Genomic DNA, 17229 nt, shown 5'->3' on the forward strand with positions numbered 1-17229 from the left:
CAAATAAATAACTAGTCAGTATGCTAGCCTATTTTGAATCCTACTGCGTCAGCAGAACCCTCAGATAGCCCAACTATCTTCGGAACCTGCTTCCTTGCTCAATTCAAAATATTCGTCGCATCTTTGACTTACTATTTATTTTCACATGCCTTAATAAAATTTCATAAATATTATATTTACATATTGAAGTTATTTACAATCGTTTAGATGCTTCAAAAGCAAGTGGTGATCTCTCACATTCATCAAATTTCAAAGTAACTTGATAGCATATTTTGCTTCCTTTCATTTTCTCTGCCGCATAACATAATCCGTTAGATCGTGAATCCAAAAATGGTTGGTCAATCTGATCTGGATCTCCAATGAGTATAAGTTTAGTTCCTTCTCCTACTCTTGTTATAATAGCTTTAACTTGCTTTGGTGATAAGTTTTGAGCCTCATCTACTATAACCCAATTTTTTAGTATTGATCTACCTCTAAGATAGGCTACAGCTTCTGTTGTTATTATTCTTCTGTCAAAGAGTTCTTTTACCTTATCATTTAATTCTCCTTCATTCTTGTATCTTTCATTTTCATCTGAATCCACAAGTATTTCTAGATTATCAAAGATAGGTCTCATAAATGGCGATATTTTATCCTGTTCTGATCCTGGTAAATAGCCTATATCTTCATCCATAGTTACATTTGGTCTACATACAAGTATTCTTCTATACTGAACATCGCTCTCTTCTAGTATTTTGTATAGCCCTGCTGCCAAGGAAAATAATGTTTTGGCAGTTCCTGCCGGTCCCTTTATTATTACAAGTGGCGCCTTATCCGCATCCGTATATAGAGATTCTAGCATGAATTTTTGTCCTACATTCCTTGTAGTAAGTCCTAAGGGTTTCATTTCTGTATATTTAAGTGGAACTACTAATTTACCATCAAACCTACCCAGCGCTGTCTGTTTAGCATTATCCATTGAATGAATTATAACAAATTGATTAATATAGAGTTCTGGCTTATAATACTGCTCAGTATCATAAGAATAGCTTAACAGATTACTTGAATCCAAAAATTTATTTTTAAAAAAATCTTCCAATTTTTCTGAAGGAACATAGACATCAATTCTTCCTGTATACTGGCTATCATATTCAGGTACTACCTTCTCATAGAAATCCTCTACATTTACCCCTACACAATCCCCTTTTATTCTTTCAAATATATCCTTACTAATTAAATAGACATCTTCACCTTGCTCTTTAAGAGCTTTACATACCTGTACTATTCTATTATCAGGCTTAGATTTGTCCCAACTTTCAGGTATTTGTGTATCATGATGATTCATCTCTACCCTAAGCTTACCTCCCCCTGGAAGCTCTATTCCCTCACTTATATTACCTTCTTTTCTTAATTTATCTAATATTCTTGCAGCATGTCTTGCATTAGCTCCTAAATCATTTTTATCTTTTTTAAATGAATCTAATTCTTCAAGAACTACCTCTGGAATAACCACATCATTATCTGCAAAAGAAGTTATTGCCCCTGGAGAATAGAGGATAACATTTGTATCCAATACATAGGTACGCTTCAAAAAAACTCCCCCTTTCAAATTCACCCAATAGTTTATCTCATGATCACCTCCATAGTTATACAATCTTCTAAAAGAAGATTGTTGGAGTAATCTTAGATAATTCATCTAAACTTAATGAGCTATATAATTCTCAGTAAACAAGATTAATTAATAATATAAATAACATCTATTAATATTATATGTTATTTATATTATTAATGTAGTAATTAAATGTTAATTGATTTATATTAAATTAAAATTTTTAAATATCTCTTATAGTAATATATGCGAATACTTCATTCCATATATTATCATATTTACATATATATAATAAAAATATTCTTTTGACAAGTGATAATCTTTATTATATAATATAGCTAATTAAAAAGTAAGGATGGTGCTTATGAACAGCATAACAAATATTTTTAGAGAAAAGAAATTAAAATTAACGCCTCAACGTATAGCAGTATATAAATATCTTCAGTCAACAAAAGAGCATCCTTCTGCTGAAACTATATACAAAGCTTTGCAAACAGATTATCCTACTATGAGTTTAGCTACAGTTTATAAAGCACTTAAAACACTTGCAGAAGTAAATCTAGTTATTGAATTAAATGTTGGTGAGGGCAACTTTAGATATGATAGCAATGTATCCTCTCATCCTCACATACAGTGCATCTGTTGTGGTAGAGTTGATGATGTAGAAAATGTAAACTTTACAGATTTAAATAGCAAAATCAGTGAATTCACTGATTTTGAAGTCCTAACAAATAGAGTTTATTTTTATGGCATTTGTAAGAATTGCAAGGATCATGTTATTAATCAGCATGCTCAATAATCATTCTTTACCTTAGATTGTATAATTATTATTATACAATCTATTTTTTTATAATAAGTTATTATACTTCATCATATATTTTTTATGAGGTGATTTATATGAAATTCAAAGTATTTTTTTTTAAGAGACGTTACATTTATTATGTAGTTCTAGGATTATCTTTAATTATATTACTAGTTTTATTTTTTATTTCAGGAACTCCTACCCCTACTTTTACAACTATAGATAATAATAGACTAATAAAAAATTATGATGTCACTGGTGATGGTGAAAAAGATTTAATTTCAATAAAAACAATGGATAAAAAATATATGGTAAGTATAGCCTCTAAAGAAAAAAGTTATGAATTAGTACCTAATAAAAAACTGAATACCTTAGGAAATCATTATGATTATTGGCCTTTACGAATTACATTTGTAGATGTATCAAGGGATAAGCTTCCTGAAATTTTCACTCAAGGTGCTGAAAATGGGAAAGCAATTCAACACATATTTGTATGGGATAGAACTAAATTCAAAGATATATTATGTAATGCTAATAATATACTTGGCTTCATAGATCTTCATAACAATAAAACACCAAAAATAATATCTGGTAATGTAAATGAAGATACTATACATATGAGTAATTATATATTTTCTCAAGGTAGCCTTATAAATTACGTTAATAACTATAATGATAATTTTTTAGGAAAAGATTCTATACTATCTTTTATAAAGTATATTCAAGGTTTGCCTCAAAATGAAATAGATAAACCAAATGATATATTTTATCCTGGACTTGACGGTGATGCACTTAGTACTATAGGTGTACTTTCTGCTTCAGATAATACCTTTACTTTTCAAGACGGAGTTTTTATGGACAACCGTTGCAATACTGATGGAGAAATAGTTGAAGTTAAATGGACATTAAATTTTAAAGCAATTTCCAATAAAGATAGTAATATCATAAAAAATTATACCTTAAATTTACTTCTAAAAACCTATGGAGATGCATCTGAAAAATACTATTTTAAAATATCTTCTATACAATTAGCCTCAAAAGATAATAATTAAATAAATATAATAAAAAAGGGACCGTTTTACGGTCCCAAGGGGGATGGGGGGTTTTAGTATAAAATAAAGACTTTGTTAATTGCCCTCACTTCACACTACTGGAGATATATCTCCAATTACATTTATTATATTATCCATTTTTCAAATTCTTATTCAAAATAAGAAATATTTTTATATATCCTCAGATAAAACTTCATAAAAAATTTTATCTAATAGCTCTTCCCTTCCCACTTTTTTAAGTGAAGAATAAAAACTTATCTTTTCATCTTGGTTGAGATTTAAAGTATGTTTAATAGTTTTTTCACTTCTAACAAGTTCACTCTTATTTAATTTATCACTTTTAGTAGCTACTATCATACAATTATATCCATAATGGGTGATCCAATTATACATAAGTATATCATCTTCATTTGGAACTCTTCTACAGTCTAGTAGTAGAACTACTTTTTTAAGTTCATTTCTATCCTGTAAATAAATTTCCATCATTTTTCCCCATTCTTTTTTCTGTTCCTTAGATATCTTTGCATAACCATAACCTGGTAAATCTACAAAGTATGAATTATTATTTATAAGGAAAAAATTAATCAGCCTGGTCTTACCTGGAGTACCACTTACTTTCACCAATTTTTTTCTATTAGTAATGGCATTTATTATTGAAGACTTACCTACATTTGATCTTCCTACAAAAGCTACCTCTGGCAGCCCAGTATCAGGAAATTGTTCTCTTTTTACAGCTGAAATTATAAATTCAGCTTGTTTTATTTCCATTCGCTTATTCACCAACCAATGCGTTTTTTATTACATCATCAATTTTATCTGCTAATATAAAATTAATTTTGCTCTTCACAGACTTAGGAATGTTTTTTAAATCTTTTTTATTATCTTTAGGGATTATAACTGTATCTATACCTGCTCTATACGCAGCTAATGATTTTTCCTTAAGTCCCCCAATAGGAAGCACTCTTCCTGTAAGGGTAATTTCTCCTGTCATTGCTACATTATGCTTTACTTTTGTATTAGTCAAAGCTGATACCATAGCCGTTATCATTGTTACACCCGCAGAAGGTCCATCCTTAGGCACTGCTCCTTCTGGTACATGAATGTGTACATCCTTCTCTTTATAGAACTTATCATTAATTTCATATTTCTTTGCATTAGTTCTAACATAGCTAAAACCAGCTTCTGCAGATTCTTTCATCACATCGCCTAATTGCCCCGTAAGTGATAACTTTCCACTTCCAGGCATTACTGCAACTTCTACAGGGAGTGTGTCTCCACCATATCCAGTCCAAGCCATACCAGTAACTATGCCTATTTTATCCTCTTTATCTACTTTTTCAAAACTAAAAACGTCTGATCCTAAATATTTCTTTACCAATGTGATAGTTATATTTATACTGTCTTTATCATTTTCCACTATATCTGCAATAGATTTTCTTATTACACTGGCAATCTTTCTTTCTAAATTTCTTACTCCAGATTCTCTAGTGTAATTATCAACTATATAATAGATACTGTTATCACTAAAAACTACTCTACCATCTTGTACAGAATGTTCTTTTAACTGCTTTGGTATTAGATAAGTTTTGGCTATGTTAAATTTTTCTTCTGAAGTGTATCCAGAAACCTCAATTATCTCCATCCTATCCAAAAGTGGTGCTGGAATAGTATCTAAGCTATTAGCAGTAGTTACAAACATAACATCTGATAAGTCAAAATCGACTTCTAAATAGTGATCTCTAAAAGTATTGTTTTGTTCTCCATCTAATACTTCTAAAAGAGCATCTGCTGGATCACCTTTATATCCATCTCCCATTTTATCTATTTCATCTAAAAGGAAAAGAGGATTTTTAGATTTTGCTTTTTTCATACTATATATTATTCTACCAGGTATTGCGCCTATATATGTCCTTCTGTGTCCTCTTATTTCAGCTTCATCACTTACTCCGCCAAGAGACATTCTAACAAAATTTCTATTTAATGCATGAGCTATGGACTTAGCAATAGATGTTTTTCCAACTCCTGGTGGTCCCACAAGACAAAGTATTGGCCCTTTTAGGGAATTACTGATCTTTTTAACTGCAAGATATTCAATTATTCTATCTTTAACATCATTAAGCCCATAATGTTCTTTATTAAGTATATCCCTTGCCTTTTTTATATCAAGATCATCCTTTGTTTTTATATTCCAGGGTAAGTCTAAAATCCAGTCAAGATAGTTTCTTATAACCCCACCCTCTGAAGAATAACTTCCTGAATTTTTTAGTTTATTTAATTCATATATAACTTTTTCTTTAGCCTCTTTAGGAAGCTTACTTTTAGCTATTTTAGCCTTATATTTTTTTTGCTCTTTTTTATCTTCGTCTTCTTCTCCTAGCTCTTCTTGCATGGCTTTAATTTGTTCTCTCAAATAATAGTCTTTTTGAGACTTATCTATCTTTTCTTTAACTTTATTCCCTATCTCTTTTTCCACTTCAAGTATATCTACTTCGTTTTGGAGAACTTCCAACACCTTTTCCAATCTGTCCATAGGATCTACTGCATTCAACATCTCCTGCTTCTTATCCTGTTTTACCATTAAATAAGAACATACAACATCAGCAAATCTCCCTGGTTCTTCAATGCTATCTAAGGATATTAATACATCATTAGGTATAGCACCTGAAAGTTTTATATAGCTACTAAAACTCTCTTTTACTAATCTAATTAAAGCTTCAATTTGTTGATCATCTGACAAAACCGTATCTTCAATTTCTTCTACTTCAACCTTAAAGAAAGGTTCTTTTTCAATATATTCACTAATTTTTGCTCTTCTATCACCTTCAACTAATACTCTTACAGTATCACCAGGTAGCTTTAGTAGCTGCTTAACAGTACAAACGGTACCAATTGAATATATATCTTTTTCTTCCGGCAGTTCAAGCTTTGCTTGCTTTTGAGCTGCTAAAAATATTTCTTGCTCATTTACCATAGCTTCTTCCAAAGCAAGTATTGATTTTTCTCTGCCCACGTCAAAATGCATTACCATATAAGGAAATATAATTATACCTCTTAGTGGAATTAGAGGAAGAATTTTTTTATCATTACTCATTGTTCTCCCCTCACTTTCATCTCTATCTAATTATGTAGATAGTCTAGTACATTATACATTTAAAATAAGTATTTTTCAATTATAAGTCTCCCTATTTTTAACTATAAACTTATTAAAGCTTTAAATTCTGTGCTGCCAGTATATCTACTTTGGATTTAATCACAATATTTTTGGATTTTTCATTTTCCAAAAGTGCTATATTAAACACTTCATCTATATTATCTATAGGCAAAATTTCAGCCCCAGAAATTTTTTCAAAGCTAGCTTGCCAATTCTCTTTTGGTATAATAATTTTATTAGCTCCAGCCTTGATAGCTGAATTTATTTTGGCATTTACACCACCTATTGGCTTTACTTTACCATATAAAGATATTTCACCAGTCATAGCAACCCTATTGTTTATTGGGATTTCTTTTATTGCACTATAAACTGCAGTAGCAATACTTATACCCGCAGATGGTCCATCTACAGGTACTCCTCCTGGGAAATTTATATGTATATCATACTCGTCACAATTAATACTGAAATTCTTTTCAAGCATAGTAATAACATTCTCTACAGAACATTTAGCATTACTTTTTCTGAAAATTTTGCCTGTAGAATTTTTTATTTCCTCCTCTTCAACTATTCCTGTAACTTTCAAAATTCCCTTTCTAAGATTTACTCTTTTAGCACTGGCCTCTATTTCCATAATAGTTCCCATATTAGCACCATATACCGCAAGTCCATTTACATATCCTATTTGTGGTTTTTTATTTATTTTTTTCTCTTGTGCTGGTGAATATTGTCCATTTTCAATAACCCATTCAACATCTTCTAAACTTATTTCATTTCTATCTTCATTTATAGCTATACCTCCAGCTAATTGAACTAAGTTTATAGCATCTCTTCCATTACTTGCATATTTTCCAATTAAGCTTAAGGCATTTTTCTCTATTTCAGTGCCAACTTTGAACACTGCATTTCTTGCAATTTCTTCTATTTCTTCCGGAAGCAATGATTTAAAGAATATTTCTACGCATCTAGATCTAAGTGCAGGACAAATTTCTTCTGGACTTCTAGTAGTAGCTCCTATAAGTCTAAAATCAGCAGGCAGCCCCTTTTCAAAAATTTCTTTTATGTATCTAGGCATATTATTATCACTAGAATTATAATAAGAACTATCAAAAAATACTTTTCTATCCTCCAATACTTTTAACAACTTATTCATTTCAATAGGATGTAATTCTCCAATTTCATCTATAAATAAAATTCCTCCATGTGCTTTTGTAACAGCCCCTGGTTTAGGCTGAGGTATTCCCGCAACTCCAAGCGACCCTGCCCCTTGATATATAGGATCATGAACAGATCCTATTAATGGGTCTGCTATCCCTCTATCATCAAATCTCACAGTAGTTGCATCTATCTCAATGAATTTTGCATCCTGCTTAAAAGGTGAATAGACCTTATTTTTTGCATCCCTTAATACCAGTCTTGCTGCAGCAGTTTTACCTACTCCAGGTGGTCCATAAATTATCACATTTTGAGGATTAGGCCCACAAAGTGCTGCTCTTAATGCTTTTAAGCCTTTTTCTTGACCAATTATCTCTTCAAATTTTCCCGGTCTGCTTTTCTCTGTTAATGGTATAGTGAGACTTATTTTTCTTAGCTTCTGGAGATTATCCATCTCCTTTGTGCTTTCTTTGTCAATTACAATTTTAGTTGACTGTTGACTTTTAAGTGCATTAAAAAAATACATTGCGGCAATAACCATAAAAAATATTTCTATAACTAATAAAATATTTGTCATATTACTATACATTTAAGATATAATCTTTCAATATCTTTCTCCTTCCTAAAAATAATTTTGTAACTCATATTATTTTTAGTATGTTCATCTTCATAGCAATATATTCCACAAAATCTACTATTCAAGTTATAAATTTGTAAATTATCACTTAATAACTAAATCATGTTAATTTTTTAAATTGTATCTAGTATCTTTTCTTAATAATTGTAATGAAAACCAATTTAATCAATAAAAAAAAGAGTAATAAAAATTACTCTTTTTTAAAGATCTAAGCCGTTTCTGGGCCTTTTTCTTTTTTATATCCTCAGTTTTCTTAACTGGAGTCTGAGGAGCCGCTATTTCACTAGCATCTTTCAGTTCTAATTCTGGTTTTTTAGATTTTAAAGTCTCTTCAGTAATAGATACTTTCTTAATATCCTGTCTTGATGGTATATCAAACATTATATCCTTCATCATATCTTCTATTATTGCCCTTAAACCTCTTGCACCAGTATTTCTATTAATAGCTTCTTTAGCTATAGCCTTAAGAGCTGCCTCTTTGAAACTTAAGTCTACACTATCCATTTGGAATAGTTTCTTATATTGTTTTACTAATGCATTTTTAGGCTTACTTAATATTTCTATTAGTGCCTTCTCATCAAGAGCATCAAGAGTAACAAGTATTGGTAGTCTTCCAACAAATTCAGGAATAAGACCAAATTTCAATAAATCTCCTGGCATAATATCCTTTAAAAGAATACCCATATCCTTTTCCTTCTTTGATTGAACATCTGCACCAAATCCCATAGAACTTTTTCTCGTTCTACGTTCTATTATTTTATCTACACCATCAAAAGCTCCACCGCATATGAATAAAACATTAGTAGTGTTTATTTGTATAAATTCTTGATGAGGATGTTTTCTTCCACCTTGAGGTGGAACTGAAGCCACAGTACCTTCCAATATTTTAAGTAATGCCTGCTGTACTCCTTCACCTGAAACATCTCTTGTTATTGATGGATTTTCAGATTTTCTTGCTATCTTATCTATTTCATCAATGTATATTATACCTTTTTCTGCTCTTTCAACGTCATAATCAGCATTTTGTATAAGCTTTAAAAGTATATTTTCTACATCTTCACCTACATATCCTGCCTCAGTTAATGTTGTTGCATCAGCTATAGCAAATGGTACATTCAAGAACTTAGCTAAAGTTTGAGCTAAAAGTGTTTTACCTGAACCTGTGGGTCCTAAAAGCAAAATATTACTTTTTTGTAATTCTATATCTTCATTACTTACATTTGAATTAATTCTCTTGTAATGATTGTATACAGCTACAGCTAAAGATTTTTTTGCTTCCTCTTGACCTATAACATATTGATCTAGATAATTTTTTATTTCAATAGGTTTTGGAAGAGAACCTACTTCTACAGAAGAATTGTCTTCAAATTCATCAGTTATTATTTCGGAACATAACTCTATGCATTCATCACAAATATATACTCCTGGTCCAGCAATAAGTCTTCTTACTTGATCTTGACTCTTACCACAAAACGAACATCTCAGTTGTTTCTTATCCTCAAATTTTGACATATCTGCACCCCTTTATAAGGTTATTTCTTTTTTGTAATAACTTCATCAATTAATCCATACTCTTTGGCTTCTATAGCTTCAAGGAAATTATCTCTTTCAGTATCTCTTTCTATAACTTCTAAAGGCTGACCACTTCTCTCGCTTAATATTGAATTCAATTTCTTTTTAATATTCAATATTCTTTCAGCATGTATTCCTATATCTGTTGCTTGACCTTGAAAACCTCCAAGTGGTTGGTGAATCATTATTTCACTATTTGGTAATGCAAATCTTTTTCCCTTTGCACCAGCAGTTAGTAAAAATGCTCCCATTGATGCTGCCATTCCAACACAGATAGTTGATACATCCGGTTTTATATATTGCATTGTGTCATAAATAGCCATTCCAGCAGTTATTGATCCTCCTGGGCTATTTATGTATAGTGATATATCCTTATCTGGATCTTCACTTTCTAAAAATAAAAGTTGAGCAACAATCAAACTAGCAGTTGTATCATTTACATCCTCACCCAAAAATATAATTCTGTCCTTTAAAAGTCTAGAATAAATATCGTAAGACCTTTCTCCTCTATTTGTTTGTTCTACTACCATAGGTACTAAACTCATAAAAATTCCCTCCTCTTATATGAATATTAAAATTAATTGCCAGAAATACATTCTGGCAATTAACCCCTTTTATATTATGCTAACATATCACACCAAATAATCAATATATAATTAAATATAATTATTTTTTTTTTAATCTACTGCTTTACTGCTATTTACTAGCATATCTATCACTTTTTCATTTATTACATCTTGTTCTATTATAGGTTTTTGAGCATCTAACAATAATTTTGCCATTTTCTCTGTATCCTTACCGCCATATTGTTTAGCCATCTCTGTAGCTTTTGCTAACATTTCTTCTTCTGTTGGATTAACTTCTGAAAGAGTAGCTACTTTCTCAATAACAAGTTTTGTTTTAACTCTCTTTTCTGCTGTTTCTTTCATGTAATCTCTAACTTTTTCTTCTGAACTATTTGTGAATTTGTAATAAGAATCAAGATCTAATCCTTGATATTTTAATTTCATTTCTAGTTCTTTAATCATTTGATCTGTTTCATTCTTTATCATAACTTCTGGAATATCAACCTTAGCATTTTCACATACCGCATCTATAACTTTATCTTCATACTCAGCTTTAGCTTTAGCATTGTTGCTTTCTTCCATCTTTGTTTTTATATCATTTTTAAGTTCATCTAATGTATCAAATTCTGATACTTCTTTTACAAATTCATCGTCAATTGCTGGTACTTCTTTTATTTTTATTTCTTTTATAGTTACGTTAAATGTAGCTTTTTTACCATTTAACTCTTCTTTACCATACTCTTCTGGGAAAGTAACCTCTACGTCTTTAGTCTCGTCCTTTTTCATTCCTATAAGTTGATCTTCAAAGTTATCTATAAATGAGCCACTACCAATTTCTAGAGAATAATCAGTACCTTCTCCACCTTCAAAAGCTTCTCCATCTACAAAACCTTTAAAATCTATAACTGCAAGATTCCCTTTTTCAACGGCAGCTTCTTCATCTTTTGTTTCAATTCTAGCATTTTTTTCTTGCATAGATTTTAATTCATTATCTATACTTTCATCAGTTACAGGATATTCTACTTTTTTAACTTCTAATCCTTTATATTCTCCAAGTTCAACTTCTGGAGTAACAGTTACTTTAGCTGTATATACAAAATCTTTTCCTTCACCAATTTCAACCACATCAATTTCTGGATAATCCACAGGCTTTATACTATTTTCTTCTAAAGCTACTGGGTATGTATCATCACAGCAAAAGTTTACTGCATCTTCATAAAATGCTCCTTCGCCATAGTATTGCTTTATTATAGATAAAGGTGCTTTTCCCTTTCTAAATCCTGGTACATTGAATTTTTTACAGTTCTTTTTATATGCCTTTTTAACGGCCTCGTCAAATTTTGCTGATTCAACTGTTATTTCAAATTTAACGACGTTATTTTCTAATTTTTCCATTTTAGCGTTCATACGTAAATTCCTCCTAATCAAAGTAAAAGCTTCTTATTTTAACTTAAACATTATAACATATTCTTATGTATTTACAAATAATATTACAAAATAGTTATACTACAAGTTGAATTTCTTATTAAAAATTGTTATATAATCTATCTATATATATTATATAACAAAGGAGTATAAGTTTACAATTATAAGTTTAAGTAATTTATCACTATAAAAATTTTTCTAAATATTTCTTAGAATTTTTTATTTCTTCATATGAATTGTAGTTGGTACTATAGACTTCCATTATAGCATTTCCCTTATAATTTAATGATTTTGTCTTATCTAATATACTCTTGAAATCTACTTTTCCATCTCCAGGAAGTAAGCATACATTTTTATCGTCCCTATCATTAATGTGGATATTTGTTAAATCCACACCCATAACTTCTAGATACTCCATAGGATTAACCCCTGCTTTGTAAGCTTGCTTTATGTCAAATGTAAAATATAAAGGATATTTACAACTTTCTTTTAAGTCTTTTAAATATTCAATCTTACTAGACATGCACCAAGATACATTTTCCTGAGCTAATTGTATTTCATTTTCTCCTGCTATATATGTAAGGTTATTATATACATCGTGCATAAGTTCTTTGCTTACAAAATCACTAGGACCTATTCGCATTCCATGAAAAGTATAACATTTTGCTCCTAAAAGCCTTCCCGCCTTACATACCATTTCAAAAAATTTCAACATATCTTTTCTTCTTCTTTTATACGCATCAAAAAGATAAGGCTCAAAAGAAGATGAAAAACTATGCACACTATTTATTTTTAGTCCACATTGTTCCTTTTTTTCTACAAGTCCTTTTACATATTCTGTTTCATATTCAAAAGGACTATTCAAAAATAATTCAGCACAACTAAAACCTAATTCTGAAATTAATTTTATACTATCTTCTGTTTTCAAATTTGGATAAAATACTGCTGATGACAATCCTATCTTCATAAAAGTTCTCCCAAAATATAATTATTTAGTTACAGACCCATCACCTTTTAGATACTGAGTAACATTATCTGTTACTATTTCAAGCCCTTTATCGGTTAAATTATTTATTTGAACATTTGTACCTGTTATATTTGTATTTATATTTGTTTTGTCTTTAATATTATATTTCCATATAAACTTACTAGTTCTGTTATCAAACCATGGTAACTGACTTATATATGCTATATTATTATCATCAATAAACTTAGGCGATTGCTGCCATATGTAACCAGACTTATCTTTTATTATACTATCTTTATTAAAAGTTGTTCCTGTAGTTGACTTATATGAAGTACTTGCACTATCTGAGGAAGTTCCATCTGCATTTACAAGCAACATATTTTGTGTACTCTTTTCATATAATATTGCCACTGTACTTGATGGATTAATATTAAACTCCATATCCTGATCTTGATTTTGTATATTTGTAATTTTCCTTGTATTTGAACTATCATCATATATAACATTTATAGCTTTCCCATCAGGCATATTAACAGCAAATACCTTATCTACTGGCTTTTGCGATTCTTTATTATCTGCTGGTTTTTCAGCACTCTTACTTGTATCCTCTTTAACTGCTGTGCTCTGTTTTTTATCAGACTGAGCTGCTGGTACTTTTTTTACATTGGCACTATTTTTAGTCCAGTCAGTTAGTCTGCCACTTGCTAATACTACTATTGCAGCAATTATAACAATAGCACATACTATAATAATAACAGTTCTATTTCTCCTCTTTTTCATTTGTCTTCTATACCGATTACTAAAAATACTTGGTTTTGCCACATTAAACCCTCCTTGCATGAACCATACATCATTTATTATAACTCATTGTTAAAAAATTTAATAATAATTTTTTGTATATTAATTATTAAACATATTAAAAAACTGTTAAAGTAAAGTATATTTTAACAGGAAATTACAAATTAAAAATTAACACTACCAAAATTATTGAATTTCAATAGCTTTGATAGTGTTTTCATTGTACTTAATGTAATAATATATTAAGAGTCTAATGCTATTAATAATTTTCTATAATAACCTTCCCCTTTAAATAAATATTTATTACATGAAGTATTTATTCATAGGGAAATACTCTACTTCTTTTCCTGACATGTTATAATTTATAGCAGTTATGAATACATTTGCAGTATCTATACATGTAAATACTGGTATTCTGTGTTCCGATGCCTTTCTTCTAAGCTTAAAGCCTAAAGTATTGATATTATTTCCTTTAGTTGGTGAATCAATTATAAATGCTATCTTGTTGTCAACTAAATTATCTATTATTTCAGCTAGTGGCTTTATATCAGATTTTATACCTTTATTCCTTAAGAACTCACCTGTTCCCTCAGATGCAATTATATTGAAACCTAGCTCTATATACTTCTTGATTACATCTAAACCCTCTTCTTTATCTATATCATTTAAAGATACATATATATTTCCACCAGTAGGGATATCATAGTTTGCAGCACAGAATCCCTTGTATACAGCAGCTTCAAAATCTTCATCTACTCCTAATACTTCACCAGTAGATTTCATTTCAGGTCCTAGATAAGTATCTACATCTACTAACTTTTCATTAGAAAACACTGGTATTTTAACCGCACATAATCTATATTTTTCATTAATTCCAGTTCCATAACCAAGATTCTCTAGTTTCTTACCAAGTATTATTTCTACTGCAAGTTTAACCATAGGAACTCCCGTAACTTTACTTAAAATAGGTACTGTTCTTGATGCTCTTGGATTTACTTCTATTACATATACATTTTTTCCATCAAAAACATATTGTATATTTACAAGCCCTTTAATATCAAGAGCCTTTACAATCCTTTGTGTATATTCCTTTAATGTATTTAATACATCTTTTGAAAGTGTTCTAGTAGGATACATTGTTATACTGTCTCCAGAATGTACGCCAGTTCTCTCTACATGCTCCATAATTCCTGGTATTAAAACATCTTCACCGTCAGAGATTGCATCTACCTCAATTTCAGTTCCTCTTATGTATTTATCTATAAGTACAGGATGTGCCGTAGATAGATTAACTGCCTCTTTCATATATTTTTCAAGAGTAGTTTTATCATATACTACTTGCATAGCTCTACCACCAATTACATAAGAAGGTCTTACTATTACCGGATATCCCAAGACTTCTACTGCTTTATAAGCTGCTTCCATACTTGTTACAGATAATCCCTTTGGTAGTGGTATATCTATATTGTTTAAAAGTTCACTGAACTTTTCTCTGTCCTCTGCTAAATCTATAGATTTAAATGAAGTCCCAAGAATGTTTATCCCCTTTTTATCAAGCATTTCTGCAAGATTTATTGCAGTTTGACCACCAAATTGAACAATTACACCATAAGGTTTTTCTTTATCAATAATATCAAGTACATTATCTATATATAAAGATTCAAAATACAATTTATCCGCTGTATCAAAATCTGTACTTACTGTTTCTGGATTATTGTTTATAATTATTGATTTATATCCAGCTTCTTTAATTCCCCAGACTCCATGAACACAGCAATAGTCAAATTCAATACCTTGACCTATTCTTATAGGACCAGATCCTAAAACTATTATTTTCTTATCATCTGATATTTCATCTTCGTCCTCATCTTCATAACAAGAGTAATAGTATGGCGTATCTGCTTCAAATTCACCACTACATGTGTCAACCATTTTATATACTGGCTTTATATTATTTTCCACTAAAATATTTGTTATTTTTTCTTCATCTATTTCTGTAAGTCTACTGATTTCTTTTACTGTAAATCCAATTTTCTTTGCTTCAATTATATTTTCTCTTGTAGCTTTTTCTTTAAGCTTATTTTCCATATCTATTATTACTTTTATGCTATTTAGGAACCATTTGTCTATTTTTGTTATATTGTGTACTTCATCTATAGAGATTCCCTTTCTCATAATTTCTGCTATAGCAAAAATTCTTTCATCATCCTGTTTCTTTATCTTATTAACAAGCTCATCTACATTTAATGCTTCAAAAGCTTCTATTCTCAAAGCACTAAACTTTCCTTCTAAGGATGTAACAGCTTTTAAAAGAGCATTGTGGAAAGTTCTATCTATAGCCATTACTTCACCAGTAGCCTTCATCTGTGTACCAAGTGTTCTAAGAGCTGTATCAAACTTATTGAAAGGCCATTTTGGTATTTTTACTACACAGTAATCCAGAGCTGGTTCAAAACAAGCACTAGAATTCTTAGTAACATAGTTTTTAAGTTCATCTAAACTATATCCTATAGCTATTTTAGCTGCAATCTTTGCTATTGGATATCCAGCGGCCTTAGATGCAAGAGCACTAGAACGACTAACTCTAGGATTTACTTCTATTACTATATAGTTGTTGCTTTTTGGATCTAATGCATATTGAATATTACATCCACCTTCTATTTTAAGGTTTCTTATAATTTTTATAGCTGCATTTCTAAGCATTTGGTATTCAGTATCTCTTAGAGTTTGAGAAGGCGCAACAACTATACTATCTCCAGTATGAATTCCAACTGGATCAATATTCTCCATGTTACATATTATTATACAGTTATCCTTTTTATCTCTAATTACTTCGTATTCAATTTCTTTCCAGCCTGCAACACTTTGCTCTAACAGAATTTGTCCTATAGGACTCATTTCAATTCCTCTACTAGATATTTCAAGCAATTCTTCCATATTTTCTGCTATTCCACCACCAGTTCCACCTAAAGTGTATGCTGGTCTTATTATTACTGGAAATCCATATTTATTTACAAAATCTACACATTCATCTACCTTAGTTGCAATTATACTTTTAGGTATAGGCTCATTTATTTCCTCCATAAGATTTTTGAACTCTTCTCTGTCTTCAGCTTTTTTTATAGCTTCACTGTTTACGCCAAGGAGTCTTACATTATACTTTTCAAGAATACCTTCATCTTTTAGTTTCATTGCAAGATTAAGTGCAGTTTGGCCACCAAATCCAGCGAGTATGCCGTCCGGTTTTTCTGTTGCTATTATTTTTTCTAAAGCACTTACTGTTAATGGTTCTATATAAACCTTATCTGCTATATGATAATCTGTCATTATAGTGGCAGGATTACTATTTACAAGAACTGTTTCTATTCCCTCTTCCTTTATGGCTTTAATAGCTTCTGTACCTGAATAATCGAATTCGGCTGCTTGACCGATGATTATCGGACCCGATCCAATAATAAGAGCTTTTTTTATTGTTTTATCTAAAGGCATATTTGTTTCCTCCAAAATCATTAGTATTAT

General features: G+C 30.3%; 12 protein-coding genes. 2 read left to right on the top strand and 10 right to left on the bottom strand.

What is annotated here, in order from left to right:
• Window positions 1-193 precede the first annotated feature (193 nt).
• Window positions 194-1570, bottom strand: coding sequence for a PhoH family protein (locus RH99_RS06595; protein WP_010235622.1), 1377 nt, complete (start codon window positions 1568-1570; stop codon window positions 194-196).
• Between the two features lie 382 nt (window positions 1571-1952).
• On the opposite strand from RH99_RS06595, the gene perR reads away from it, so the two are divergent.
• Both perR and RH99_RS06605 read left to right on the top strand, forming a co-directional pair.
• Window positions 1953-2387, top strand: a complete 435-nt coding sequence (gene perR / locus RH99_RS06600; protein WP_010235623.1) for a transcriptional regulator PerR — start codon at window positions 1953-1955, stop codon at window positions 2385-2387.
• A 98-nt stretch (window positions 2388-2485) separates the two neighbouring features.
• Complete coding sequence (locus tag RH99_RS06605) at window positions 2486-3442, top strand: hypothetical protein (protein WP_010235624.1); 957 nt, start codon at window positions 2486-2488, stop codon at window positions 3440-3442.
• 171 nt (window positions 3443-3613) lie between these two features.
• Here the strand turns inward: RH99_RS06605 and yihA are convergent, their stop codons facing one another.
• The 9 genes from yihA to carB form a co-directional block, all read right to left on the bottom strand.
• The gene (gene yihA / locus RH99_RS06610; RefSeq protein ID WP_010235625.1) at window positions 3614-4210 is read right to left on the bottom strand and encodes a ribosome biogenesis GTP-binding protein YihA/YsxC; all 597 of its coding nucleotides are present in this window, start codon (window positions 4208-4210) and stop codon (window positions 3614-3616) included.
• 4 nt (window positions 4211-4214) lie between these two features.
• Window positions 4215-6533 (bottom strand): endopeptidase La, encoded by a 2319-nt coding sequence (gene lon / locus RH99_RS06615; RefSeq protein ID WP_010235627.1) that lies wholly within the window; start codon window positions 6531-6533, stop codon window positions 4215-4217.
• 112 nt (window positions 6534-6645) lie between these two features.
• Window positions 6646-8322: an ATP-dependent protease LonB gene (gene lonB / locus RH99_RS06620; protein ID WP_010235629.1), complete on the bottom strand. Its 1677-nt coding sequence runs from the start codon at window positions 8320-8322 to the stop codon at window positions 6646-6648.
• 225 nt (window positions 8323-8547) lie between these two features.
• On the bottom strand, window positions 8548-9894 hold the full coding sequence (gene clpX, locus RH99_RS06625) for an ATP-dependent Clp protease ATP-binding subunit ClpX (protein WP_010235631.1): 1347 nt from the start codon (window positions 9892-9894) through the stop codon (window positions 8548-8550).
• Between the two features lie 20 nt (window positions 9895-9914).
• Window positions 9915-10499, bottom strand: a complete 585-nt coding sequence (gene clpP, locus RH99_RS06630; protein ID WP_010235634.1) for an ATP-dependent Clp endopeptidase proteolytic subunit ClpP — start codon at window positions 10497-10499, stop codon at window positions 9915-9917.
• Window positions 10500-10631: 132 nt separating this feature from the next.
• Window positions 10632-11927 (bottom strand): trigger factor, encoded by a 1296-nt coding sequence (tig, locus tag RH99_RS06635; protein ID WP_010235636.1) that lies wholly within the window; start codon window positions 11925-11927, stop codon window positions 10632-10634.
• Window positions 11928-12129: 202 nt separating this feature from the next.
• On the bottom strand, window positions 12130-12912 hold the full coding sequence (locus RH99_RS06640; RefSeq protein WP_010235638.1) for a sugar phosphate isomerase/epimerase family protein: 783 nt from the start codon (window positions 12910-12912) through the stop codon (window positions 12130-12132).
• Window positions 12913-12933: 21 nt separating this feature from the next.
• Window positions 12934-13734, bottom strand: a complete 801-nt coding sequence (locus RH99_RS06645; protein WP_010235639.1) for a hypothetical protein — start codon at window positions 13732-13734, stop codon at window positions 12934-12936.
• Window positions 13735-14013: 279 nt separating this feature from the next.
• The gene (carB, locus tag RH99_RS06650; protein WP_010235641.1) at window positions 14014-17199 is read right to left on the bottom strand and encodes a carbamoyl-phosphate synthase (glutamine-hydrolyzing) large subunit; all 3186 of its coding nucleotides are present in this window, start codon (window positions 17197-17199) and stop codon (window positions 14014-14016) included.
• Window positions 17200-17229 lie beyond the last annotated feature (30 nt).

Source organism: Clostridium arbusti SL206 (assembly GCF_000246895.1).
GTDB lineage: Bacteria > Bacillota > Clostridia > Clostridiales > Clostridiaceae > Clostridium_I > Clostridium_I arbusti.

Bases quoted from the DNA above. Each gene is read 5' to 3' on its own strand.
- lon (WP_010235627.1), bottom strand. From the start codon at position 6,533: ATGAGTAATGATAAAAAAATTCTTCCTCTAATTCCACTAAGAGGTATA.
- tig (WP_010235636.1), bottom strand. From the start codon at position 11,927: ATGAACGCTAAAATGGAAAAATTAGAAAATAACGTCGTTAAATTTGAA.
- yihA (WP_010235625.1), bottom strand. From the start codon at position 4,210: ATGGAAATAAAACAAGCTGAATTTATAATTTCAGCTGTAAAAAGAGAA.
- carB (WP_010235641.1), bottom strand. From the start codon at position 17,199: ATGCCTTTAGATAAAACAATAAAAAAAGCTCTTATTATTGGATCGGGT.
- perR (WP_010235623.1), top strand. From the start codon at position 1,953: ATGAACAGCATAACAAATATTTTTAGAGAAAAGAAATTAAAATTAACG.
- lonB (WP_010235629.1), bottom strand. From the start codon at position 8,322: ATGACAAATATTTTATTAGTTATAGAAATATTTTTTATGGTTATTGCC.
- RH99_RS06605 (WP_010235624.1), top strand. From the start codon at position 2,486: ATGAAATTCAAAGTATTTTTTTTTAAGAGACGTTACATTTATTATGTA.
- clpP (WP_010235634.1), bottom strand. From the start codon at position 10,499: ATGAGTTTAGTACCTATGGTAGTAGAACAAACAAATAGAGGAGAAAGG.
- clpX (WP_010235631.1), bottom strand. From the start codon at position 9,894: ATGTCAAAATTTGAGGATAAGAAACAACTGAGATGTTCGTTTTGTGGT.
- RH99_RS06640 (WP_010235638.1), bottom strand. From the start codon at position 12,912: ATGAAGATAGGATTGTCATCAGCAGTATTTTATCCAAATTTGAAAACA.